Source organism: Brevundimonas sp. EU05-FHT14B11 (assembly GCF_058790835.1).
Window position 1 is genome coordinate 1,009,598 of sequence record NZ_JBYTCY010000002.1, and the last position, 21,653, is coordinate 1,031,250.

Annotated in this window: 23 protein-coding genes and 1 tRNA gene; 13 read left to right on the plus strand and 11 right to left on the minus strand. The window is 68.6% G+C overall.

Annotated features, from left to right (window positions below; translation table 11 throughout):
* Positions 1-6: 6 nt before the first annotated feature.
* A complete protein-coding gene (locus AC3WRV_RS12405; RefSeq protein ID WP_492313490.1) occupies positions 7-1,305 on the plus strand; it encodes an O-antigen ligase family protein in 1,299 nt (432 codons plus the stop codon).
* Entirely contained in the window at positions 1,268-3,385 is a 2,118-nt protein-coding gene (locus AC3WRV_RS12410) for a DNA topoisomerase IV subunit B (RefSeq protein WP_291835609.1), read from the plus strand. The genes AC3WRV_RS12405 and AC3WRV_RS12410 overlap by 38 nt, the downstream gene beginning before the upstream one ends.
* Here AC3WRV_RS12410 and AC3WRV_RS12415 read toward each other — a convergent pair whose 3' ends face one another.
* The 5 genes from AC3WRV_RS12415 to AC3WRV_RS12435 all read right to left on the minus strand — a co-directional run bounded on the left by AC3WRV_RS12415 (position 3,386) and on the right by AC3WRV_RS12435 (position 7,997).
* Positions 3,386-4,780 (minus strand): MATE family efflux transporter, encoded by a 1,395-nt coding sequence (locus AC3WRV_RS12415; RefSeq protein ID WP_492313491.1) that lies wholly within the window; start codon positions 4,778-4,780, stop codon positions 3,386-3,388.
* Positions 4,781-4,856: 76 nt separating this feature from the next.
* A complete protein-coding gene (locus tag AC3WRV_RS12420) occupies positions 4,857-5,369 on the minus strand; it encodes a histidine phosphatase family protein (protein WP_492313492.1) in 513 nt (170 codons plus the stop codon).
* A gap of 165 nt (positions 5,370-5,534) precedes the next feature.
* Positions 5,535-6,872, minus strand: coding sequence for a glycosyltransferase (locus tag AC3WRV_RS12425; protein WP_291835599.1), 1,338 nt, complete (start codon positions 6,870-6,872; stop codon positions 5,535-5,537).
* 46 nt (positions 6,873-6,918) lie between these two features.
* Complete coding sequence (locus AC3WRV_RS12430; RefSeq protein ID WP_492313493.1) at positions 6,919-7,104, minus strand: type II toxin-antitoxin system antitoxin; 186 nt, start codon at positions 7,102-7,104, stop codon at positions 6,919-6,921.
* A 2-nt stretch (positions 7,105-7,106) separates the two neighbouring features.
* On the minus strand, positions 7,107-7,997 hold the full coding sequence (locus AC3WRV_RS12435) for an SPFH domain-containing protein (RefSeq protein WP_492313494.1): 891 nt from the start codon (positions 7,995-7,997) through the stop codon (positions 7,107-7,109).
* Positions 7,998-8,197: 200 nt separating this feature from the next.
* Here AC3WRV_RS12435 and AC3WRV_RS12440 point away from each other — a divergent pair, with 200 nt between their 5' ends.
* The 3 genes from AC3WRV_RS12440 to AC3WRV_RS12450 all read left to right on the plus strand — a co-directional run bounded on the left by AC3WRV_RS12440 (position 8,198) and on the right by AC3WRV_RS12450 (position 11,894).
* Positions 8,198-11,374 (plus strand): autotransporter outer membrane beta-barrel domain-containing protein, encoded by a 3,177-nt coding sequence (locus AC3WRV_RS12440; RefSeq protein ID WP_492313495.1) that lies wholly within the window; start codon positions 8,198-8,200, stop codon positions 11,372-11,374.
* A gap of 101 nt (positions 11,375-11,475) precedes the next feature.
* Positions 11,476-11,552, plus strand: a tRNA-Val gene (locus AC3WRV_RS12445).
* Positions 11,553-11,636: 84 nt separating this feature from the next.
* A complete protein-coding gene (locus AC3WRV_RS12450) occupies positions 11,637-11,894 on the plus strand; it encodes a hypothetical protein (RefSeq protein ID WP_291840855.1) in 258 nt (85 codons plus the stop codon).
* Between the two features lie 11 nt (positions 11,895-11,905).
* Here the strand turns inward: AC3WRV_RS12450 and AC3WRV_RS12455 are convergent, their stop codons facing one another.
* Genes AC3WRV_RS12455 through queC form a run of 3 tightly spaced genes read right to left on the minus strand, consistent with a single transcriptional unit; the run spans position 11,906 to position 13,634 of the window.
* Positions 11,906-12,274, minus strand: a complete 369-nt coding sequence (locus AC3WRV_RS12455) for a 6-pyruvoyl trahydropterin synthase family protein (protein ID WP_291840853.1) — start codon at positions 12,272-12,274, stop codon at positions 11,906-11,908.
* Complete coding sequence (queE, locus tag AC3WRV_RS12460) at positions 12,274-12,909, minus strand: 7-carboxy-7-deazaguanine synthase (RefSeq protein WP_291840850.1); 636 nt, start codon at positions 12,907-12,909, stop codon at positions 12,274-12,276. The genes AC3WRV_RS12455 and queE overlap by 1 nt, the downstream gene beginning before the upstream one ends.
* Complete coding sequence (gene queC / locus AC3WRV_RS12465) at positions 12,906-13,634, minus strand: 7-cyano-7-deazaguanine synthase QueC (protein ID WP_492313496.1); 729 nt, start codon at positions 13,632-13,634, stop codon at positions 12,906-12,908. Before queC ends, queE begins: the two co-directional genes overlap by 4 nt.
* 190 nt (positions 13,635-13,824) lie before the next feature.
* Here queC and AC3WRV_RS12470 point away from each other — a divergent pair, with 190 nt between their 5' ends.
* From AC3WRV_RS12470 to AC3WRV_RS12505, 8 genes are all read left to right on the plus strand, one after another.
* Positions 13,825-15,456 carry a response regulator gene (locus AC3WRV_RS12470; RefSeq protein ID WP_492313497.1) on the plus strand — a complete coding sequence of 544 codons (1,632 nt, stop codon included), beginning with the start codon at positions 13,825-13,827 and terminating at the stop codon, positions 15,454-15,456.
* Positions 15,457-15,529: 73 nt separating this feature from the next.
* Entirely contained in the window at positions 15,530-16,006 is a 477-nt protein-coding gene (locus AC3WRV_RS12475) for a PaaI family thioesterase (protein ID WP_291832309.1), read from the plus strand.
* Positions 16,003-16,401 (plus strand): PaaI family thioesterase, encoded by a 399-nt coding sequence (locus AC3WRV_RS12480; RefSeq protein WP_492313498.1) that lies wholly within the window; start codon positions 16,003-16,005, stop codon positions 16,399-16,401. Before AC3WRV_RS12475 ends, AC3WRV_RS12480 begins: the two co-directional genes overlap by 4 nt.
* A 65-nt stretch (positions 16,402-16,466) precedes the next feature.
* On the plus strand, positions 16,467-16,895 hold the full coding sequence (locus tag AC3WRV_RS12485) for a hypothetical protein (RefSeq protein ID WP_291832306.1): 429 nt from the start codon (positions 16,467-16,469) through the stop codon (positions 16,893-16,895).
* Positions 16,896-16,932: 37 nt separating this feature from the next.
* The gene (locus AC3WRV_RS12490; protein WP_291832304.1) at positions 16,933-17,274 is read left to right on the plus strand and encodes a hypothetical protein; all 342 of its coding nucleotides are present in this window, start codon (positions 16,933-16,935) and stop codon (positions 17,272-17,274) included.
* Positions 17,275-17,362: 88 nt separating this feature from the next.
* Positions 17,363-17,791 (plus strand): hypothetical protein, encoded by a 429-nt coding sequence (locus tag AC3WRV_RS12495; protein WP_291832303.1) that lies wholly within the window; start codon positions 17,363-17,365, stop codon positions 17,789-17,791.
* A 19-nt stretch (positions 17,792-17,810) separates the two neighbouring features.
* Positions 17,811-18,077: a hypothetical protein gene (locus AC3WRV_RS12500; RefSeq protein ID WP_291832302.1), complete on the plus strand. Its 267-nt coding sequence runs from the start codon at positions 17,811-17,813 to the stop codon at positions 18,075-18,077.
* Positions 18,078-18,199: 122 nt separating this feature from the next.
* Positions 18,200-18,835, plus strand: coding sequence for a S24 family peptidase (locus AC3WRV_RS12505; RefSeq protein ID WP_291832314.1), 636 nt, complete (start codon positions 18,200-18,202; stop codon positions 18,833-18,835).
* Positions 18,836-18,938: 103 nt separating this feature from the next.
* Here AC3WRV_RS12505 and AC3WRV_RS12510 read toward each other — a convergent pair whose 3' ends face one another.
* The 3 genes from AC3WRV_RS12510 to AC3WRV_RS12520 form a co-directional block, all read right to left on the minus strand.
* Positions 18,939-19,421 carry an SH3 domain-containing protein gene (locus AC3WRV_RS12510; protein ID WP_291832301.1) on the minus strand — a complete coding sequence of 161 codons (483 nt, stop codon included), beginning with the start codon at positions 19,419-19,421 and terminating at the stop codon, positions 18,939-18,941.
* Positions 19,422-19,499: 78 nt separating this feature from the next.
* Positions 19,500-19,877: a hypothetical protein gene (locus AC3WRV_RS12515; RefSeq protein WP_492313499.1), complete on the minus strand. Its 378-nt coding sequence runs from the start codon at positions 19,875-19,877 to the stop codon at positions 19,500-19,502.
* Positions 19,878-19,948: 71 nt separating this feature from the next.
* Positions 19,949-21,622 (minus strand): lysine--tRNA ligase, encoded by a 1,674-nt coding sequence (locus AC3WRV_RS12520; RefSeq protein WP_492313500.1) that lies wholly within the window; start codon positions 21,620-21,622, stop codon positions 19,949-19,951.
* Between the last annotated feature and the right edge of the window lie 31 nt (positions 21,623-21,653).

Genomic DNA, 21,653 nt, shown 5'->3' on the forward strand with positions numbered 1-21,653 from the left:
TGGGAGATGGCGCTGTGCGTCGGGCTGATCGCCATGCTGACGGGGGCCCTGATCGGTCCGGTGTTCGCCCCGCTGCAGGAGGAGACGCCGCTGCTGCGCCTCGTCTGGCTGCCGGCCTATGCCGCCATCGCGGGCCTGATCCTGTACCGGCTGGACCGGGTCTGGCGCGCCTGGCCGGCGGCGCTGTGCCTGGCGATGCTGGTGGGGCTGTGCTTCGCCTCGAAATACTGGTCGATCGACTTCCACACCACCAGCCGCCGGGTGATCGCCCTGGCCATCAGCGGGGTGTTCGCCCTCTATCTGGGGGCCGCCTTCCGGGGGCCGCACCTGCCGCGCCTGCTGATGCTGTCCTGCCTGATCATGGCGGTCGGCAGCCTGGTGATGGTCTTCGCCTTCCCGGCCATCGGCGTGCACCAAGACGTCAACGCCGGCCTTTGGCGCGGCCTGTGGTACGAGAAGAACCAGATGGGCGCGGTCATGGTGATCGGCGCCACCGCCTCCGCCGCCTGCCTGGCGTCGCCCGATCCGCGCCGCCTCGCGCCCGCCGTCGCCCTGGCCCTGTCCAGCGGACTGGTGCTGGCCACCCAGTCCAAGACCTCACTGCTCTGCCTGATGCTGGGCGTCGGGGTGGTGGCCGGCTTCTGGACCCTGCGTCGGGGCGGGGCCGCCTTCGCCGTGGTGGCGATCTGGACCGCCGTGGTGCTGTCCGCCCTGGGCCTTTGGATCTGGGAGACCCACTCGGTCGCGGTGCTGGAGGCGCTGGGCAAGGACCCGTCGCTGACCGGCCGAACCGACATCTGGGCCAGCCTGATGCGCCGCGTCGCCGAGCGGCCGTGGACCGGATACGGCTACGGCGCCTTCTGGGGCCGGATGGGCGAATCCCCGCCGGCCGACTGGGTGCGCAAGGAGACCGGCTGGATCGTGCCCTCGGCGCACAACGGCTGGATCGACCTGCTGGTCCAGCTGGGCTGGCCGGGCGCGATCCTGGTCGGCGCCCAGCTGCTCCTGACCTTCGTCATCACCCTGTTCCGCAGCGCCGGATCCGGGTTGCGCGAGGGCTGGTGGGCGCTGGGATTCCTGGTCTCCTTCTTCATGCTCAGCCTGTCGGAATCGATCCTGCTGACCCACCAGAGCCTGCCGTTCGTGCTGTTCCTGGCCGTCATGACCCGCGCCATGCTGCCGTCGTCCACAGCCCAGGCGGCGACGCTTGCTCCAAAGCCCCGTCGGGCCTACCAGACCGGTCCCCGAATCGCCGCACAATCGCTGAATGGCCAACTCCGCCGACCTCCTTTCGCTGTTCGATGACGAGCCGACGCAGCCGCGTCCGGCCGAGCCCGCTCCCGCGCCTCAAGTCGCTCCCGCCCCGACACCGGAGGCCGTCGCGCCCGTGACGCCCCCGCCCGCCGTCCCCAAGCCCGCGGATGCGCCCTCCCCGGCCGCCATGACCGCCGCATCCACCGGCTATTCGGCGTCCTCGATCGAGGTACTGGAAGGGCTGGAGCCGGTCCGCAAACGCCCCGGCATGTACATCGGCGGCACCGACGAGCGGGCCCTGCACCACCTGTTCGCCGAAGTCCTGGACAACGCGATGGACGAGGCTGTGGCCCGCCACGCCAAGCTGATCACGGTCGATCTGGACGCCGACGGCTTCCTGTCGGTCAAGGACGACGGTCGCGGCATCCCCGTGGACCCGCACCCCAAGCATCCCGGCAAGTCGGCGCTGGAAGTCGTGATGACCGTCCTGCACTCGGGCGGGAAATTCTCGGGCAAGGCCTATGAGACCTCCGGCGGCCTGCACGGCGTCGGCGTCTCGGTCGTCAACGCCCTGTCGGATCATCTGGACGTCACCGTCTGGCGCGACGGCTTCGAATGGAAGCAGTCTTTCAGCCGCGGCCTGCCGCAGGGCTCCATCGCCCAGGTCGGTCCGTCGAAGAAGCGCGGCACCCTGATCCGCTTCCACCCGGACGCGGAGATCTTCGGCGTCGGCGCGGCCTTCAAGCCCGCCCGCCTGTTCCGCATGGCCCGCTCCAAGGCCTATCTGTTCCGCGGCGTCGAGATCAAATGGACCTGCGCGCCCGAGCGGATCACGGATGCGACCCCGGCCAGCGCCCTGCTGCACTTCCCCGGCGGCCTGGCCGACGCCCTGTCCGAACGGATCGGCGAGATCGAGACCGTCACCCCCGCCTTCGCGGGCCGGGTCGAGCGCAAGGGCGAGGCCGGCGCGGTGGAATGGGCCGTCACCTGGTCGCCCATCGGCTTCGGCGAGGCCGACGGCTTCGTCAGCTCGTACTGCAACACCGTCTCGACGCCGGACGGCGGCACGCATGAGGCCGGCTTCCGCGCCGCCCTGGTCAAGGGCCTCAAGGCCTATGGCGAGCTGACGGGCGAGAAGCGCGCCACCCTGATCACGGCTGAGGACGTCATCGCCAACGCCGGGGCCATGATCTCGGTCTTCATCCGCAATCCCGAGTTCCAGGGCCAGACCAAGGACCGCCTGTCGTCGCCGGAAGGCACGCGCCTGGTGGAACAGCTGCTGCGCGACCCGCTGGACCACTGGCTGACCGAAAGCCCCAAACAGGCCAACACTCTGCTGGGCTTCATCATCGAGCGGGCCGAAGACCGGCTGCGCCGCCGCAAGGACAAGGAGGTCGCCCGCGCCTCCGCCACCCGCAAGCTGCGCCTCCCCGGCAAGCTGTCCGACTGCACCCGCCAGGGCGCCCACGGCACCGAACTGTTCATCGTCGAGGGCGACTCGGCCGGCGGCTCGGCCAAGCAGGCGCGCGACCGCACCACCCAGGCCATCCTGCCCCTGCGCGGCAAGATCCTGAACGTCGCCTCGGCCACGATCGACAAGCTGCGCCAGAACGTCGAACTGTCCGACCTGGCGCTGGCGCTGGGCGTGCAGCCGGGCAACCGGTTCAACATCGACGACCTGCGCTACGAGCGCATCGTCATCATGACCGACGCCGACGTGGACGGGGCGCACATCGCCGCGCTGCTGATCACCTTCTTCTACCGCGTCATGCCCGAGACCATCCGTCAGGGCCGGGTCTTCATGGCCCTGCCGCCGCTGTACAGGATCCAGGCCGGGGCGCTGTCCGAGTACGCCCGCGACGACGCTCACCGCGACGAGCTTCTGGCCACCGTGTTCAAGGGCAAGAAGACCGAGATCGGCCGGTTCAAGGGCCTGGGCGAGATGATGGCCTCCCAGCTCAAGGAGACCACCATGGATCCGAAGAAGCGCACGCTGGCGCGGGTCGAACTGCCCTCGGACGAGGCCGAGATCGAGGATCTGGTCGAGCGTCTGATGGGCAAGAAGGCCGAGGCCCGCTACCAGTTCATCCAGGACAACGCCCGCTTCGCGGTGGCCGACCTGGACGTTTGATCAGACCCCTGCCGTCGTCGCCGGTGCTTCCAGCCCCGCCAGCTTCACCTTCAGCTGATGGCGCAGGAACAGCAGGGCCACGACGGCGTGGATCAGGGCCGAGATGGCCGACATCCACCAGATGTGCTCCAGCCTGGCCCACGGCTGAGCCGAGATCCACACCGCGCCGGTGACGAAGACGACCAGCCGCAGCAGGCCGCCCGCCAGCGCCGGCCGGGTGTCGCCCAGCGCCTGGAAGGTCCCGGACGCGGTGAAGATCAGGCCGGTGGCGATGAAGTTCAGCGAGACGATGCGCAGATAGGTCGAGGCGACCTCGGCCACCGCCGGATCGGGAGTGAAGGGTGCCACCAGCCAGCGCGCCTCGAACAGGCACAGCGCCGTCAGCACCGCCATCATGACCGAGCTCATGACGGCCGCGTCGCGCACCGTGCGCCGCACCCGGTCCGGCAGGCTCGCGCCGAAATTCTGGCCCGCGACCGGGGCGACGGCGAAGGACACGGCCATGGCCGGCAGGAAGACCGCCTGCATGACCCGCGAGCCGACCCCGAACCCGGCCTGGGCCTCGGCGCCGAAGTCGCGGATCAGGACGTAGATCACGCTCATGGTCATGAACATCAGCAGGAATTCGACCGCTGACGGCAGGCCGATGCCGACGATGCGGCCAATGACGGGGCCGTCGGGCCGCGCCAGCCGCAGCGGCGCCTGGATCAGGGTCTGGACCCGGCCGAACAGCCACACGGCGGCGACGAAGCTGACCAGGGCGGCCATGGAGCTGGCCAGTCCGGCTCCGAAGGCGCCCAGCGGCAGGCCCGAGCCCCAGCCCGCGATCAGGATGGGCGCGAGGATGGCGTTCAGCAGCACCGAGCCGCTCTGCACCAACATGGTGGGCCGCACCACGCCCGCGGCGCGCAGGGCCGAGGACAGGGCGCCGGTCGGGAACATCAGGGCCAGGGCGGGCAGGAAGCCGTACAGATAGGCGGTCCCCTGCTCCGCCGTGCCCGGGTCGGCGGCGACGGCCCGGATCGCCATGCCGCCGAACCCATAGCCGACCGCCAGCGTCAGCGCCGACAGGCCCAGCGACAGCAGCATCGACTGGCGATAGACGCCATCGATCTGGGCGAAATCCTTGGCGCCGATGGCGCGGGCGATCAGCGACAGCGCGCCGACGCCGACCATCTGGGCCGCCGCCATGGCCAGGAAGAAGACGATCCCCGCCAGCCCGACGCCCGCCAGCGCATCCGGGCCGATCCCTGCCACGAAATACAGGTCCACCAGATAGTAGAGCGTCTGGAACAGCAGCCCCATGCCGATGAAGGCGGCCATGCCGATCAGCTTTCGGCTGATGGAGCCCTGGGTCAGGTCGTGCTGCATGGTCGTGCGTTCCGCGCCGCGCATGGCCTATCCCATGCCGGACGGCGGCGATTTACCCGGACAATAATGCGCCCGTCAATATTACCCGGTATTTATTATATCAGCAGGTCGAGGCCGCGCCGTAGCGGCTGACCTGGCCATGAGCGCGCTCGCCCATCAGGTGCAGCAGGGTCAGGCGATCGTATTCGCAGTCCGGCATGTCGGCCGCCTCGGCATAGCCCAGCGCCCGGGCGATCAGCGGCACGGTGTTGCTGTGGCCGACGATCAGGACGACGGCGTCGGCGGGCTGGGCGCGGACCCGGGCGACGACGGCGGCGACATGGCCCTGGGTCCCGCCGTCCAGCGGCACGACGACCGGCGTCGCGCCGTGATGCGAGGCGGTCGGAGCGGCGGTCAGGGCGGTGCGCTGCAGGGGCGTGACCAGAATCAGGTCCGGATGGGCGTCGGCGAGCGCGGCGGCCAGCGCGCCGGCCCGTTCCGTCCCCGCCGCCGACAGCACCGGATCGGCGCTCTGGTCGGCCTTCTCGGCGTGGCGGACAAGATAGACCGTCTGGGCCATGGCCGAAGTGGCGGTCAGCAGCGATAGCGCGGCGGCGAGCAGCAGGCGTTTCATGGAGTTTCCCCGTTTTGCGGGGAGACTGCTCGCGCCCGTAGCCGCTGTCGAGCCTAGAGCGAAATCGATTCAGATGCGATCGCACCTGAACTTAGATTTCGCTCAACGTATTGATGCTGGGCCATTATCTGAGTTCGGATTGAGTCAATCCGAACCGATAATGGCCTAGTGCTCGGCCCAGTCGCCGGCCGGTTCGATGAAGGCGCGCTTCCCGCTGACGTCAGCGTAGGTCATGCACAGGTCCTCGAACACCCGGTTCCAGGCGAAGCGTTCGACGGCCCTCTGGCGGGCGGCGGCGCCCAGGGCTTCGATATCGCGCGCGAACAGGGCCTCGATGGCCTCGGCGTAGACGCCGGGTTCGGCGGCCTTGGCCAGCTGACCGACCGAGTTGTCGACCGTCTCCTTGACCCCGCCGGCGTTGACCCCGACCACCGGACGGCCGCAGGCCATGGCCTCCAGCACGATCAGGCCGAAGGGCTCCTTGTCATTGGCGTGCACGAAGGCGTCGCAGGAGGCGATGATCTTGGCCACCGCCTTGGGATTGGCCTCGTACGGCAGGGAGATGACCCGATCCTCGGCGGGCAGCCCCTGCCCCGCGCCGACCAGCACCAGGTGGTAGGGATCGCCCAGCTTCTGGACGGCCTCGATCAGCACGTCGATGTTCTTCTCGCGCGCCGGACGACCGGCGAAACACAGCAGACGGGCCGAGGCCGGCAGGTTCAGCTTCTTCAGCAGCCAGTCGCGGTCGCGGCGGTCCGGGCGGAAGGTGTCGATCTCGACGCCCAAGGGCTGGATAACGATGTCGCGGATGCCCGCTTCTTCCAGACGGCGGGCGATGTAGCGGCTGGGCGAGACGACGCGGTCGAACTGGCCGAACAGACGGGCCCAGCGCTTCTCGACCGGCTTCTTGGCCCATTCGCCGAAGTGCAGCGCGGCCAGGCCGGCGGGATCCGAGTGGCAGAAGCCCACGACCGGACAGCCGGCGCGCTGGCCGGCCTCCAGGGCGCCCTGCCCCGGCGTATAGGGATCGCCCGCCTCGATGAGCGAGGGGTTCAGCGACGCGACCCAGGCCGCCCAGCGGCGCACCGAGGTCGGCCAGCGGTAGCCGTCGCCGAACGGCAGCTTGGTGGCGTGAAGCTGGATGATTCCGTCGTCTCCGGCCTTATGGTGCGCGCCCGGCACGACCAGCGAGTGGGCGACGCCGGGACGGTTGGTCTCCAGCCAGGCCTTCTTGGACAGCAGGTAGCGTTTCACCCCGCCCGACTTGGGCGCGTACAGCATGGTGGTGTCGACGAAGCGCGGACGCTCGTCCTCGCCCGCCAGCTTGGTGGCCTTCAGGGTGTCGGAGACTTCCTCGTCCCAGCCCGGAATCAGGCGCAATTCGCCTTCCTGGACCTCCAGACCCGCCAGACTCATCAGCTCCTGCTCCGCCGCGCTTACATTGGATGCACCAACGCGCTTGACCCGTTTCTGGATGCGGCGGGCCTTGCGGACCCGGGACATATGCGACTTCACCATGACGGGGCCGTAGCGCCGGTCGCGATCAAGCTCAAGCGCCGTCGTCAGAAGAGCGATCGTCCGCGGTCGGAACACCTCGTCTGGCGAGAGCTTCGCGCAACAGCACCTCGACCTGGGCGTTGACGGAACGCAGTTCGGCGGCGGCCAATTTCTCGACCGCCGCCATCACCCCCGGAGAGGCGCGCATCAGGAAGGGTTTCCTGGGCTTGCCGGCCATGATCAGCCGTAAAGCGTGCCGGTGTTGACCACGGGCTGCGCCTCGCGGTCAGCGCACAGCACGACCAGCAGGTTCGAGACCATCGCCGCCTTGCGGTCCTCGTCCAGATCGACCACGCCGCGTTCGCCCAGGTCGGTCAGGGCGGCCTCGACCATGCCCACGGCGCCCTTCACGATCAGGCGGCGCGCGGCCAGGACGGCCTCGGCCTGCTGACGCTTCAGCATGGCCCCGGCGATCTCCGGCGCATACGCCAGGTGGGCCAGCCGCGCCTCGTCGATGGCGACGCCCGCCACCTTGACCCGTTCGACCAGTTCGTCGCGCAGGCGGGCGGCCACGTCCTCGGCGTCCGAGCGCAGGGTCATCTCCGGCGCCGCATCCTCTTCGCCGTGGTCGTAGGCGTAGTGCGAGGTGATGTCGCGCAGGGCGGTGTCGACCTGGATGTTCACGAAGGCCTGGTAGTCATCGACATCGAACAGCGCCTGGGCCGAATCCTCGACGCGCCAGACGACGTTGGCGGCGATCTCGATCGGGCTGCCGCGCTTGTCATTCACCTTCAGCTTGTCGCTGGTCAGGTTTCGGACGCGCAGGCTGACCTTCTTGCGGCTGTACCAGGGCAGGACCCAGCGCAGGCCGGTCTTGCGGTCGGTGCCGCGATATTCGCCGAACAGCAGGATCGCCACGCCCTCGTTCGGCTGCAGCGAATAAAGGCCGCAGAGCAGCAGCAGGCCGAGGACGGCCGCCAGGACGCCGCTGACCACCAGCGCGATATTGTCCGGGTCCAGCGCGATGCTCACGGGCCCGGCGATCATCATCGCCAGGCCGATCAGCAACATCAGCACGCCGTTGGCCGTGGACGCGGGGCGTTCCGTGGACTTCGAATGGGTGGTGGTCATAAGGCCCTCTCCTGAATCAATATAAAAGTGATATCACTTTGATCTCAGAAATAGCAATAGCCCCGCTTCCAAAGCGGAGCGCCGTCGAGGCTTCGGCCTTGCATTCGCCTCAAATTCGAGAAACTTGAGGCAGGCTGGCACGGTCCCTGTTAGAGGATCGCTGGCGTCTCTGGCGTGTCGTCCACAGGGGTTTCTCTCGAATGCGTATTCTACTCGCGACCGCGGTGGCGATCGCTCCCCTGCTGGTGGCTTCGGAGGCCATGGCCAACGTGGTGATCAACACCGCGCGGACCACGCCGATCCGGACCTCGACCGCGACAGGCACGACCGCCGACAACATCGAGATCGCCTCGGGCGGGGCGATCAACGTCGCCACCGGCACGGCCGTGACGATCGATTCGAACCACAATTTCCTGGTCGCCACCGGCGGCGGGGTCAACATGGGGAACTCCGCCGACGGCTCGACGGGCGTTCTCGTCGGCCCCGGCGTCACCTCCAACGTCACGGTCAGCGGCCAGATCGTCCTCACGGATTCGATCAACGACTATCCGGACACCGATTCCGACGGCGATCTTGACGGTCCGTGGGCGACCGGGACCAACCGTTTCGGCATTCGCTACGCGGCCGGCGCGCCGGTCACGGGCGACCTGCTGGTGAACTCGGGCGGCGTCGTCTCGGTCGAAGGCAACAACTCCTACGGCATCTCGATCGAGTCCAACCTGATCGGAAAGCTGCAAAGCTTCGGCAGCGTCACCATAACCGGCGACAACTCGGTTGCGGTGCGCACCACCGGAAACATCAGCGGCGCGGTCAATCTGCTGGGCAACGTCTCGGCCACCGGCGCGAACTCCTCGGCGGTGTCCATCGGCGGAGATGTCGGCGGCCGCGTCAGCCTCCAGGGCAGCATCGCCGCCTCCGGCTACCGGTACACGACGCGAGGCTCCGATGCGTTCGTCGGGAAACTCGACGCGGACGACCTGCTGCAAGGCGGCCCGGCGGTGCTTATCGCCGGCAACGTCGCCGCCGGCGTCCTGATCGACCGGGCGCCGGTCGATACCGATCCGACCAGCAACGACGATGACGCCGACGGGATTCCGGACGCCTCGGAAACCACCGGCTCGGTCACCAGCTACGGCAAGGCCGCCGCCGTCCAGATCGGTTCGGCCTCGAGCTCGATCACGCTCGGCGTCGCCGGCGTGGGCGACAACGCCTATGGTTTCATCAACCGCGGCAGCCTTTCCGGCCAGGGCGTCTATGACGGCGTTACGGCCACGGCGCTGAGCATCGGCGGCAACGCCGGCCAGACGGTCACCATCAACGGCGGCGTCCGCAACGAATCCGCCATATCCGCGCTGGCCTTCGACGCCAACGCCACGGCCGTGCACCTCCAGGCCGGCGCCCAGACCCCGATGCTCTTCAACAGCGGGACGATCACCTCGGGCGTTTCCAGCAAGGTGGCCGCCACCGGCACCAGCGTCCTGATCGACGTCGGCGCGAACGTGCCGGTCTTCAACAACAGCGGCACCATCCTGTCGACCGCCGGCGGCGCGACCGTGAACACCTACGGCGTGCGCGACCTCAGCGGCACGCTGACCTCGATCACCAACACCGGCCAGGTGCAGACCAATATCTCGCCGATCAACGCCGGCGACACGGTGACCGGCCAACGCGTGGCTATCGACGTCTCCGCCAACACCACCGGCGTGACCCTGGTCCAGAACGGGACCCTCAGCACGCCGACGAGCGCGGATCCGGATACGGACGGCGACGGCGTTCCGAACAGCAAGGAACCCCAGATCTACGGGGACATCCGGTTCGGCTCGGGCGCGGACGTCATGGACATCCGAAACGGCATCGTCCGGGGCGACATGTCCTTCGGAGCCGGTGCCGACAGCCTGCTGGTGTCCGGCGGCGCCGACGTGCGCGGCGCCATTTCGGACACCGACGGCAATCTGGCGATCTCGGTCTCCAAGGGCGTCCTGGAAACCACCCAGACCAACACCCAGACGATTTCGAGCCTGAACGTCGGCACGGAAGGCAAGCTGGTCCTCACGGTCGATCCGCAGGCCAGCTCCAACGGCGGCCTCAATGTGACCGGAGGCGCGACCCTGAGCGCCGGCTCGCAGCTGGGTGTGCGCTTCAACTCCCTGCTGGCCGCGCCCACCCGGTTCAACCTGATCACCGCCGGTTCGCTGAACGCCGGCGGGGTCAATCTGGGCTCGCTGCAGGAAAACGCGCCCTACCTGTATGTGGTCGAAGGCGGCATCAATTCGGCCACCAACACCATCTACGCGGACGCCCGACAGCGCACGACGCAGGAAGCGGGCCTAATCTCGGTCGAGGCGTCCATGTACGACGCCTTCTACAGCTCGCTGAGCCGTGACACCGACATGCGCAACGCCTTCCTGGCCCAGCTGTCGCGCGACGACTTCATCAACCTGTACGAACAGCTGCTGCCGGATCACTCGGGCGGCCCGCTGGTGTCCCTGGCCTCGGGCGTGGACGCCGTGACCCGCGCCCTGACCGGCCGCAACGCCTCGGCCGCGCCGGGCGAAACCAGCGCCTGGGTGCAGGAGATCAACTTCTACGCCGACAAGGAAAAGACCGACTCCTACGGCTTCCGCTCGGAAGGCTTCGGCGTCGCCGGCGGCGTCGAGCGCGGCACGGGTCTCGGCGCGGTCGGCCTGTCGGTCGCCTTCACCTCGTCGGACCTCGAGGACCCCGAGTCCGAGGCCGAGGAAGTCCTGTCGGCCAACCTGCTGGAGCTGGGCCTCTACTGGCGCGCCCAGGGCCAGTACTGGACGACCTGGGCTCGCGCGGCCGCCGGCTACGCGACCTTCGAGTCCGAGCGCCGCTTCGTCGGCGCCGGCCTGAACCTAACCAACACCTCCGACTGGAACGGCCTGACGCTGTCCGCCGCCGGCGGCGCTTCCTATGAGCGCAGCTTCGGCCGCTTCAGCATCCGTCCGGAAGTCTACGCCGAGTACTTCTCGCTCAGCGAGGACGGCCACGTCGAAAGCGGCGGCGGCGACGGCTTCGATCTCGAGATCGACGACCGTGACGGCCACCTGTTCTCGGCCACCGCCGCGATCAACGTCGCCATGTCGATGGGCCAGAACAGCTGGCTGAAGCCGGAACTGCGTCTCGGCTGGCGTCAGAACATCTCGGTCGATCCGGGCGAGACCATCGCCCGCTTCCGCTCAGGCGGTCCGGACTTCCGCCTGTCGCCGGACACCATCGAGGGCGGCGGCCCGATCGTCGGCTTCCGCCTGAACGTCGGCAACGAACTGGGCATGCTGTCGGTCAGCGCCGATGCCGAAATGCTCGACAACTACGTGCGCTACATGCTGTTCCTGCGGGCCAGCTTCCGGTTCTAGGATCGGTAGACGACACACGACAAAAGGCCCGCCGGGATCACCGGCGGGCCTTTTTCTTTTCCGCGGTCCGGCCTACAAGGCCCACCTCGCTTCACGCGACCGGGCGGCTAGCTCAGCTGGTCAGAGCACCTCGTTTACACCGAGGGGGTCGGGGGTTCGAACCCCTCGCCGCCCACCACTCCCGCCCCATTTCAAGCCGCACTCTGCGTCAGAGTGTATTCACCAATCCCGAGTTAACCCTGCCGGGTCGGGAGAATTCGCCATGAAGATCGTCAAACGCGCCGCCGCCCTGTCCGCCGTCCTCGCGGGATCGCTGATGCTGCAGGGCTGCCTGGTCGGAGCCGCCGTCGGCGCGGGCGCGGCGGTCGTCGGCGCCGGGGCCTCCGTGGTCGGCGCGGGCGTGGACGCCGTCACCACCTCGGATGAGGAATCCCGGGCCAGGCGCGAGCGCGAACAGCGCCAGTGGGAACGCGAACAGCGCCGCTGCGAGCGCCGCCAGCAGCAGGGCAAGACCTGCTAGCGCGGGCTTCTCTACAGGCTCAGGACGCAGCGCTCGTTGATGGTCGGGCGCGCCACCTGGATGCGGCACAAGCCCGGCCAGTCCGGCTTCAACTGGCCGACGAACCACAGGCACAGGTTCTCCAGCGACGGCAATTCCAGCCCCTCATGCTCGTTGAGCATGCCGTGATCCAGCTTCTCGGCGGCGGCCTTCAGGGCGCGGTCCAGGGCGCCCAGGTCCGCGACCCAGCCGTGTTCGGCGTCCAGCACCTCGGAGCGGACCGTAGCCTCGACCGTGAACGAATGGCCGTGGACGCGACGATAGATGCTGCCCTCGGGTTCGTTGGGGAAGTGATGGGCCGCGTCGAAGGTGGCCTGTTTGGTGATCTCGAAGACGGGCATTAGCGGACGCCGATGTATTTGTGGGTCTGGACGCTGAGCCGCCATTTGGGGTGCGTCAGGCAGTATTCGATGGCCGCCGCCGTGTTGGCGGCCTGGTCGGGGCCGTCCATGGGCTGCAGCCAGAAGCGCTCGAAATCGAGCCCCTCGAAGCGGTCGGGCATGGCCTTGGCCTGGGGGAAGACCAGTTTCAGCTCCTGGCCGGCGGTCTGAACCACGGGCGCGTCGGCCTTGGGGCTGACGCAGATCCAGTCGATCCCGGCGGGCGCCGCCAGGGTGCCGTTGCTCTCGATGGCGATCTCAAAGCCGCGCGCATGCAGGGCCTCGATCAGGGGGGCGTCCAACTGCAGCAGGGGCTCGCCGCCTGTGCAGACGACCAGCCGGGGATCCCCCTCGCGGCCCCGCCACATCGACGCGACATGATCGGCCAGCAGATCGGCCGTGGCGAACTTGCCTCCGCCGTCGCCGTCCGTCCCCACGAAGTCGGTGTCGCAGAAGGTGCAGACGGCCGCCGCGCGGTCGCGCTCCAGCCCATTCCACAGATTGCAGCCGGCGAAGCGCAGGAAGACCGCCGGGCGGCCGGCCTGGCCGCCCTCCCCCTGCACCGTCAGGAAGATTTCCTTGGCCGCGTAGGTCACGACGCGATCCACGCCTTGTAGCCCGCGCCGCGCAGTTCGCAGGCCGGACAGTCGCCGCAGCCGTAGCCCCAGTCATGCCTATGCTCGCGGTCGCCGCGGTAGCAGGTGTGCGAGGCTTCGACGATCAGCTCGACCAGCGCCGCGCCGCCGATCCGGTCGGCCAAGGCCCAGGTCTCCGCCTTGGTCAGGGCCATCAGCGGGGTGTCGATCACCACCGGCTTGTCCAGCCCCAGGCTGAGCGCCCGCGCCATCGCCTCGATGGTGTCGCGGCGGCAGTCTGGATAGCCCGAGAAGTCGGTCTCGCACATGCCGCCGACCAGCACCTCCAGCCCGCGCCGGTCCGCCAGAGCCGCCGCGCAGGTCAGAAAGACCAGGTTGCGGCCCGGCACGAAGGTGGTCGGCAGGCCGCGCGCGTCCATCTCGATGGCCCGCTCGGCGGTCAGGGCGCTTTCGGCGATCTTGCCGTAGCCCGTCAGGTCGACGACGTGGTCGGGCCCCAGCCGGTCAGCCCACTGCGGCAGCACCTTGATCATGCCGTCGCGCACGTTCAGGCGCGCGTCCATCTCCACCGCGTGCCGCTGGCCGTAGTCGAAGCCCACCGTCTCGACCCGGTCGAACCGCTCCAGCGCCCAAGCCAGGCAGGTGGCGCTGTCCTGCCCCCCGGAGAAGAGAACAAGGGCAGACTTTTCGGCGTGCTTTTCAGCGTCTTGGGACAATTCGCTCATGACAAACCTGCGGTCGGCCGGTCGGCCGCGCGCATGGACAAGGGGATGGGGCCTGAATTCGGCGGACGGGCCTTCTACACCAGCCCCGGCGGCGGGGCAAAAAAGGCGATAAGACGGCAGGTTCCATCTTAACCCTTCCGAAAACGGTTCCGCTGCATTGTCCACCGGTCGCAGTGGAGTGCCGGCCAGTATGCCGACAATCGAAACCCTTACCGAACGCGCAGAAGCCATCGGGCCTCAGACGCCGGGCAGCGACGTCTTCGCGCGCTTTGAGCGCGAACCGGACACCCTGGTCATTCCCGTCGTCGAGGGCGATCGCCCCGTCGGCCTGATCGAGCGCAACGCCTTCCTGCTGAAGATCGCCGGCGCCTTCGGCCATGCCCTGTACGCCAAGCGGCCGGTCATCCACGTGATGGATCCCGAGCCCGCCGTGGTCGAGGCCGGCGTCAGCATCGACGCCTTCTGCGACACCCTGCTGAAGGGCGGCCCCGGCGCGCTGATGCGCGGCTTCATCGTCACCCGCAACGGCCGTTACCACGGCGTCGGCACCGCGGTCTCCCTGCTGCAGGCGGTGAACGACCGCCAGCGCGAGGTGAATCTGGAGCTGGCCGACCAGGCCCGCATCCTGACCGACACCAAGACCCAGGCGCTGATGTCCGCCCGCGCCAAGAGCCAGTTCCTGGCCATCATGAGCCACGAACTGCGCACGCCGATGAACGGCGTCCTGGCCGTGGCCGAGCTACTGCGCCGTCAACCGCTGAACGCCCAGGCCCAGGCCCACGTCTCCACCATCGTGGAATCGTCCGAGACCCTGCTGCGCATCCTCCAGGACGCGCTGGACCTGTCGCGCGCCGAGGCCGGCGAGCTGGAACTGAACGCCGAGGCCACCCCGCTGCGGGCCCTGATGGACGACGTCGAGGCCATGTGGGCGCCGCGCGCCTCGCAGGACAACGTCACCCTGATGGTCAGCTACGAGGGCGACACCGAGCTGGCCGCCGTCATCGACGCCATGCGCATGAAACAGGTGTTCAACAACCTGATCGGCAACGCCCTGAAATTCGCCCGCAACGGCGTCGTCGAGGCCGGGCTGAAGGCGACGGCGCAGGGCGACCGCATCCACATGGAAGCCCGCGTGCGCGACGACGGTCCGGGCGTGGACGCCGACCGCGTGGACCTCATCTTCGAACCCTTCGTGCACGGCTCCGGCCCCGACGGCGCCGGTCTGGGCCTGTCGATCTGCCGCCAGATCGTCGACCGCATGGACGGCCGCATCTGGGCCGAGAACAATCCGGGCCGCGGCGCCACCTTCGCCTTCGACCTGAACGTCGAACGGGCCGAGCTGGAGACCGCGCGGACCTCGAACGTCGAAAACCTCACCGATCTGGACCTGCAGGACAGCCCGCACGTGCTGATCGTCGACGACAACGCCACCAACCGCGTCGTCGCCCAAGCCCTGTGCGAGATGTTCGGCTGCACCTCCGAGACCGCCGAGGACGGCGTCGAGGCGGTCGAGGCCGTGCAGGAGCGCCGGTTCGACCTGGTGCTGATGGACATCAAGATGCCGCGCATGGACGGCGTCCAGGCGACCCAGGCCATCCGCGCGCTCGACGGCCCCGTCAGCCAGATCCCGATCGTGGCCCTGACCGCCAACGCCGACCCGGAGGACGCGCGCCGCTACCTCTCCATCGGCATGGCCGCCGTGGTCGAAAAGCCGATCAAGCCGGAACGCCTGCGCATGGCCATGAACGCCGCGCTGGAACAGGCGGCCGAGATCGCCATGGCCGGGGCCGCCCCCGCCGCCGGAGCCCGCTCGGTCGCCTGATCCGGCGGCCTGAACGCACCAGATCCACGCACCGCGCTTGCGCTCGACCGCCGAAGCCGCAGATAGCTGGATCATGTCCGCTTCGCCCCTCGCCGCCATCCTGCCGCAGCTCGCCTCAGCGTCCGCCCACACCCATGCGCTCGGCTTCGCCTATGACGGCGTTGTCGGCGACCGGGTCCGCCTCAAGGCGCCGTGGCGCGAAGACCTGGTCGGCGATCCGCACACCGAGGTTCTGTCCGGAGGCCTGGTCACCGCCCTGCTGGACCATGCCGGCGGCATGGCGGTCTGGGTCGCCCTGAACCGGTTTGAGCCGATCGCCACCCTCGACCTGCGCGTCGACTACATGCGCGCGGCCCGGGCGCGCACCGGCCTGATCGCCGAGGCCCGCTGCTTCCGCCTGACCCGATCCATCGCCTTCGTCCGCGCCTGGGCCTTCGAGGACGATCCCGAGGATCCCGTGGCGGCGGCGCAATCGGCCTACATCCTGACCGCCGGCGACGCCCGCGGGGCCGGAGCCAATCTGAAGCCGCGGCGGGAGGCCGGCGCATGAGCGACCTGCTGACCACCCTGCCCTACGCCCGCTTCCTCGGCCTGCTCACGCTGCGCGAGGGCGACCTGCTGACCGTCACCATGCCCTTCGCGGACAAGCTGATCGGCAACCCCGTCCTGCCCGCCCTGCATGGCGGATCGACCGCCGCGATGCTGGAACTGACCGCCGTGGCCCAGGTCGCGGTGCTGTATCCCCGCCTCGAACTGCCCCGGCCGATCAACGTCAGCGTCACCTACCTGCGCTCGGGACGCCCCCAGGACGTCCACGCCCGCGCCCGCATCAGCAAGGCGGGCCGCCGGGTGGCCCACGTCCAGGCCGAAGCCTGGCAGGACGACGAGACCCAGCCCATCGCCTCGCTGAGCGCACACTTTCTGGTGGCGCAGCACGACCTTTAGTTGTCATGGTTAACATCTTATGATTGATTCGCCCTCGTGACATGCGGTCACGGAGAGAATCAATCATGTCCAGACAATCCATCGGCGAAGCCCTTGCTGTCCGCCTCTATGCGGCTGAAACCGCGATCGATCAGGCGCTTACGGAAACCGCCTTCCTGGCGGCGGCTCTGCCGTCCGCCCGGGCCGAGGCCTATCTTTCGGCGGTGACCGGTCAGCGCGTCTTCGACGGCGCCGCGGCCAGCATCAGCGCCCTCGCGGAAGCGCGCTCCCACCTCATCCAGACCCACACGGCCCTCGCCGCCTTGGCCCGCAAGCTCGGGCTGGACACGCTCGCGATCGGCCCGCTGGACAAGCCGGGCGACCAGCCTCCGATCGGCGGCGGCCCCGGCAAGGACGGCGATACCGGCGGCACGCCGCTGGCCCGATCAGAAGTAAACAAACCCCTGACAAACAAGGACAACAAAGTACTACCGAATACCGCCGCTCCGTGTTAATATCCCGGTTACTGTGTTTTTTGTTTCGGAGGGTTTTATGGATAGGGCTGAAGTTATCGCCAGCGTCGCCGGCGATCTGAATGCGACCGAACAGGCGGTCGACGCCGCCATCGCCAAGGCGACCACTCTCGTCCAAGCGATGATCGGTGCTCGCACCGCCCTCAGCCTGTCCCCGGTGGCCGCCGCCGAGGCTCAGTCCAAGGCCATGGAAGCGATCGCCGCCCTCGGCGCCGCGCGTTCGGCCATCGTGGCTAGCCACGAAGAGCTCGCCAAGGACCACCGCCGCCTCGGTTGGGGCACCTACGCCATCGGCATTCTGGACAAACCGGCTGAAACCGGTCCGGAGCAGAAGCCGGTCGGTCGCCTCCGCGCGGTTTAATTCGGCGTAATGTCCGCCGCCGGTCATTCCGGTTTGTGCAGACTCGATGCAAAGTCGCCCTCATGCCGTTCGGCATGGGGGCGATTTCATGTTTGACACCCTCGCATCGCAGATCGGCTTCGCAATCGCGGTGCTGGTGACGGCGTTTGCGTTCCTGAAGGGCGACGAGCCCGAACGCGTCGGCGCGGGCGCCTATATGCTCGGCCTGTTCGCGTCCCAGCTCGTCCAGGACAAGGGGGCGCTGTACGGCACCCAATGGGGTCTGATGGCCATCGACGCCGTCTTCCTGGCGGTCTGCGTCGGCCTCGCCTGGAAGAGCCGCCGGGCCTGGCCCGTCTGGGCCTGCGCGCTGCAGTCGCTGATCGTCATGAGCCACCTTCTGACCCTGGTCGATCTGCGACCGTCCCTGACCGCCTTCTTCGCGGTCATCAATATCGCCAGCGCCGGCGTGCTCGTCTCCATCGCTGTCGGGACCTTCTGGGCCTGGCAGGAGCGGCGGGCGGCCGGGCTGGAATAACCCTCCGGAACCCCTCCCCATGGCCGAAATCCGTGATCAGACCCTGACCGGCGCGCAGACGCTCGACGGCAACACCTACATCAACTGCCAGTTCAGCAACGCGCGCCTGACCTTCCAGGGCGGCCAACCGCCCGGGTTCGTCAACTGCACGTTCGAGGACACCGAGTTCGTCTTCGACGGCGCGGCGGGCCGGACCATGGCCTTCCTCAAGGCCATGGCCCCTGCGAGCACCAACATGCGCCACATCGTGCTGGGCCTGCTGCCCGAACTGGGCGTGAACGGCTGAAGCGGCGGCTCTCGGCGCCCTGCCCGGAAACTCCCGGGCCGGACCGGTGATCATCGCCGACCGGCGTTGACCTCGGCGTCGCATAGGCGGATATTCCTAACCTCGAATCACCGAGGTCCGCCCTGCCCCTCTCTCACAACCAGATATGGACCGCCATCGACCGCCTCGCCCGGCGCGAGGGGTTGAGCGCGTCCGCGCTGGCGCGGCGCGCGGGCCTGGACGCCACCAGCTTCAACCCGTCCAAGCGCTTCGGCCCGGGCGAGCCGCCCCGCCCGCGCTGGCCCTCGACCGAAAGCCTGACCCGCATCCTGGAGGTCACAGGCGTGTCGCTCGGCGACTTCGCGACCCTGGCCCATGACGCGCCGGAGCGCCTGGCCACCATCCCCCTGCTGGGCATGGCCCAGGCGGGTCAGGACGGCTTCTTCGACGATGCGGGCCTGCCCATTGGCGAAGGCTGGGAGCAGACCGAGCTGCCGCGCCCGTCCGACAGCCTGCTGAGCCTGCGCATCAACGGCGATTCCATGGCTCCGCTGTATCGCGAGGGTGATCGGGTGATCGTGGACCGCGAGGCGTCCGACGTCCGCCGCGGCGACCGTGTCGTGGTCCGCACCGTCGGCGGCGAGACCCTGGCCAAGGAGGTGTCCTCCCTGACCGCCAAGGCGGTGACCCTGTCCTCGGTCAATCCGGCCTATCCGCCGCGCGCCGTTCCCCGCGCCGACATCGTGTGGATGGGCCGCATCCTCTGGGTCAGCCAATAACGCGCTCAAGCCGTGAGCCGCCGCGCGGCGAGCGATAGCGCGCAAACGAAAAGAGCCGCCCCTTTCGGAGCGGCCCTCATCGTCATCAGGGAAGGTGACGCTTTTAGTAGGCGGTGACGTAGCGGGCGTTCACCCAGCCGCCGCCGGCGATCTGAACCCATTCGCCTTCCGAGCCGGTCGCCGTGAAGGGCTGGCCGGCCGACAGGGTGCCGACCTGACGGTAGCCGGTGCCCGGACCCGAGCGGATGCGCAGGTTGGACGAGGCGCGGTACTGGGCGCCGCTGCTGGCGTTGGCGTCAGCGCGGGCGCGCTGCTGGTTGCAGCCGATGTACGAGCCGGCCGCCGCACCGGCGGCGGCGCCGCCCACGGCGCCCAGGGCGCGTTCATTGCTGGAGATCTGGCTGCCGGCCAGACCGCCGACCACGGCGCCGATCAGGGCGCCGGCGCGCTGGCGGCCGCCCGGGGCGTCGCAGTTGGTGACGCCGTTCGCCTGCTGGGCGACGGCGACGGTGGGGAGGGCCATCGGGCCCAGACCGCCCAGCATGGCGGCGGCGGCGATAGCGGCGGTGAAGGTCTTGTTCGACATGGCTCTGCTCCTGTCATCGAGTTGGTCGATGAAGGCTAGAATGCCCCAACCAACCTGAAGGCTCCCACAGCGTTGCCGTTATATTCGGTTCATCTTCGTTGCGCGGCGACGGCCGATCAGCTGCACGGCGGCGCCGGCGCTGGACACGACCAGATGCTGGCGGCCGGGGAACTGGAAATCCATGACCCGCGCCCACAGGTGCAGGAAGCGATCGTCGGTGGCGAAGGCCGTAATGGCCGACCGCGCGGGTCTCTGGAACATCTCCGCCAGCCGGGCGATCTGGTCGACGGAGGCGTCCGTCGGCACCACCCGGGTATCGACGATCCAGTCCCAGCTCCACAGTTCCGGATGGGCCTCGAGCACCGGAATCACCTGCTCCAGCGCCCGCGCGGCGGTGACGCCGCTGTTCAGGTCCAGATGCAGTATTCGCTCGGCGGCGTAGAACCGGTGGCGCAAGGTCGGGCTCCCGTGACCCGACCACCGTTACGGGCCGCCCCCTTAAAGACTCCCGGATGGCGCGATAGGGACTATTCCTTGGTCAGGGCCCCGTTCGCGCCCGCCTCGATCAGCGAAATGGTCTGCGGCAGGCCGTAGATGGCGGCGAACGAGCCGAAGCGCGGGCCCTGCGAGGCGCCGAGCAGGACTTCGTACAGCGCCCCGAACCAGGCGCGCAGCGGCTCGAAGGCGTGCGCCTTGCCCACCGCATAGACCTCGTTCTGGATCGTCTCGCCGTCGGTCGTGTCGGCCGGCAGGGCCTTCAGCCGTTCCGCCAGGTCCAGCAGCGCCGTCTTCTCCTGCTCGGTCGGCAGGCGATAGGACTTCGTCGGCTTCACGAAGTCTTCGTAGTAGTTCAGCGCATGGCCCATCAGCCGGTCGAGCGTGGGCTCGCTCGAGGGCGTCGCCTCCGGCAGATACTTGGCGAAATAGGCCCAGAGCTGGTCCTTCGACGAGGCGTTGGCCACGCCGACCAGGTTCAGCAGCAGGCTGAACGAAACCGGGCTGGCGACCTTGGGCGGGTTCCCAGCGTGGATCGACCAGACGGCGTTGTCGATCCGCTTGGCCGGCTCCTGCGCCTGGAACTGGTCGATGAAGCTCAGATAGTCGTCGATAGCGCGCGGAATGACGTTGAAGTGCAGCGACTTGGCCGACTTCGGCGACTGGAACATGTACCAGCTCAGGCTCTCGGGCGTGCCGTAACGCAGCCACTCGTCCATGGTCAGGCCGTTGCCCTTTGACTTGGAGATCTTCTTGCCCTCGATGTCGAGGAAGAGCTCGTAGTTGAAGCCCTCGGGCGGCACGCCGCCCAGGGCGCGGCAGACCTTGGAGCTCTCGCGCACGCTCTCGATCAGGTCCTTGCCCGACATCTCGTAATCGACGTCCAGCGCGGTCCAGCGCATGGCCCAGTCGGGCTTCCACTGCAGCTTCACATGGCCGCCGGTGACCGGGACCTCGGTGCGCCCGCCGGCGGGGTCGTCGAAGACGATGGTCCCCTTCTCGACGTTCCGCTCCAGCGTCGGGACCTGCAGCACATGGCCGGTGATCGGGCTGATCGGCAGGAAGGGCGAATAGGTGGCGCGGCGTTCCTCGCCCAGGGTCGGCAGCATGATGGCCTGCACGGCGTCGAACCGCTCCAGCAGGCGCAGCAGCACCTCGTCGAACCGGCCCGAACGGTACTGCTCGGTCGAGGACAGGAACTCGTACTCGAAGCCGAAGCTGTCCAGGAAGGCGCGCAGGCGGGCGTTGTTGTGCGCGCCGAAGCTGTCGTGCGTGCCGAACGGGTCGCGCACCACCGTCAGCGGCTTGTGCAGGTCCTCGGCCAGCATCTCGGGGTTCGGGATGCCCTCGGGCACCTTGCGCAGGCCGTCCATGTCGTCGCTGAAGGCTATCAGCCGCGTTTGCCAGTGGTCGCCGGTCAGGGCGCGGAAGGCGTTGCGCACCATGGTCGTGCGCGCCACCTCGCCGAAGGTGCCCATGTGCGGCAGGCCCGACGGGCCGTAGCCGGTCTCCAGGATCACTGGCCGCTGCAGCGCCTCAAACGTCGCCAGCGCCTCGTCCGCCTTGCCGGCGTCGATCAGCAGCTTGGCCGCGTCGCGCTCGGCGTCGGACAGCCGCTTCTTCAGAACATGGTTCAGAAGATTGCGGGCCTGTTCAAACGGCCACGACTTGGCGTCGCGCGCGAGGAGTTCGATGTTCTGCAGCATGGTACGGGCTTTGCCGCCTCACGGGCGTGCG

What these genes read in the sequence shown, in the direction of transcription:
- AC3WRV_RS12405 (WP_492313490.1), top strand. Translation starts at nt 7, where the DNA reads ATGGCGCTGTGCGTCGGGCTGATCGCCATGCTGACGGGGGCCCTGATC.
- AC3WRV_RS12410 (WP_291835609.1), top strand. Translation starts at nt 1,268, where the DNA reads ATGGCCAACTCCGCCGACCTCCTTTCGCTGTTCGATGACGAGCCGACG.
- AC3WRV_RS12415 (WP_492313491.1), bottom strand. Translation starts at nt 4,780, where the DNA reads ATGCGCGGCGCGGAACGCACGACCATGCAGCACGACCTGACCCAGGGC.
- AC3WRV_RS12420 (WP_492313492.1), bottom strand. Translation starts at nt 5,369, where the DNA reads ATGAAACGCCTGCTGCTCGCCGCCGCGCTATCGCTGCTGACCGCCACT.
- AC3WRV_RS12425 (WP_291835599.1), bottom strand. Translation starts at nt 6,872, where the DNA reads ATGTCCCGGGTCCGCAAGGCCCGCCGCATCCAGAAACGGGTCAAGCGC.
- AC3WRV_RS12430 (WP_492313493.1), bottom strand. Translation starts at nt 7,104, where the DNA reads ATGGCCGGCAAGCCCAGGAAACCCTTCCTGATGCGCGCCTCTCCGGGG.
- AC3WRV_RS12435 (WP_492313494.1), bottom strand. Translation starts at nt 7,997, where the DNA reads ATGACCACCACCCATTCGAAGTCCACGGAACGCCCCGCGTCCACGGCC.
- AC3WRV_RS12440 (WP_492313495.1), top strand. Translation starts at nt 8,198, where the DNA reads ATGCGTATTCTACTCGCGACCGCGGTGGCGATCGCTCCCCTGCTGGTG.
- AC3WRV_RS12450 (WP_291840855.1), top strand. Translation starts at nt 11,637, where the DNA reads ATGAAGATCGTCAAACGCGCCGCCGCCCTGTCCGCCGTCCTCGCGGGA.
- AC3WRV_RS12455 (WP_291840853.1), bottom strand. Translation starts at nt 12,274, where the DNA reads ATGCCCGTCTTCGAGATCACCAAACAGGCCACCTTCGACGCGGCCCAT.
- queC (WP_492313496.1), bottom strand. Translation starts at nt 13,634, where the DNA reads ATGAGCGAATTGTCCCAAGACGCTGAAAAGCACGCCGAAAAGTCTGCC.
- AC3WRV_RS12470 (WP_492313497.1), top strand. Translation starts at nt 13,825, where the DNA reads ATGCCGACAATCGAAACCCTTACCGAACGCGCAGAAGCCATCGGGCCT.
- AC3WRV_RS12475 (WP_291832309.1), top strand. Translation starts at nt 15,530, where the DNA reads ATGTCCGCTTCGCCCCTCGCCGCCATCCTGCCGCAGCTCGCCTCAGCG.
- AC3WRV_RS12480 (WP_492313498.1), top strand. Translation starts at nt 16,003, where the DNA reads ATGAGCGACCTGCTGACCACCCTGCCCTACGCCCGCTTCCTCGGCCTG.
- AC3WRV_RS12485 (WP_291832306.1), top strand. Translation starts at nt 16,467, where the DNA reads ATGTCCAGACAATCCATCGGCGAAGCCCTTGCTGTCCGCCTCTATGCG.
- AC3WRV_RS12490 (WP_291832304.1), top strand. Translation starts at nt 16,933, where the DNA reads ATGGATAGGGCTGAAGTTATCGCCAGCGTCGCCGGCGATCTGAATGCG.
- AC3WRV_RS12495 (WP_291832303.1), top strand. Translation starts at nt 17,363, where the DNA reads ATGTTTGACACCCTCGCATCGCAGATCGGCTTCGCAATCGCGGTGCTG.
- AC3WRV_RS12500 (WP_291832302.1), top strand. Translation starts at nt 17,811, where the DNA reads ATGGCCGAAATCCGTGATCAGACCCTGACCGGCGCGCAGACGCTCGAC.
- AC3WRV_RS12510 (WP_291832301.1), bottom strand. Translation starts at nt 19,421, where the DNA reads ATGTCGAACAAGACCTTCACCGCCGCTATCGCCGCCGCCGCCATGCTG.
- AC3WRV_RS12520 (WP_492313500.1), bottom strand. Translation starts at nt 21,622, where the DNA reads ATGCTGCAGAACATCGAACTCCTCGCGCGCGACGCCAAGTCGTGGCCG.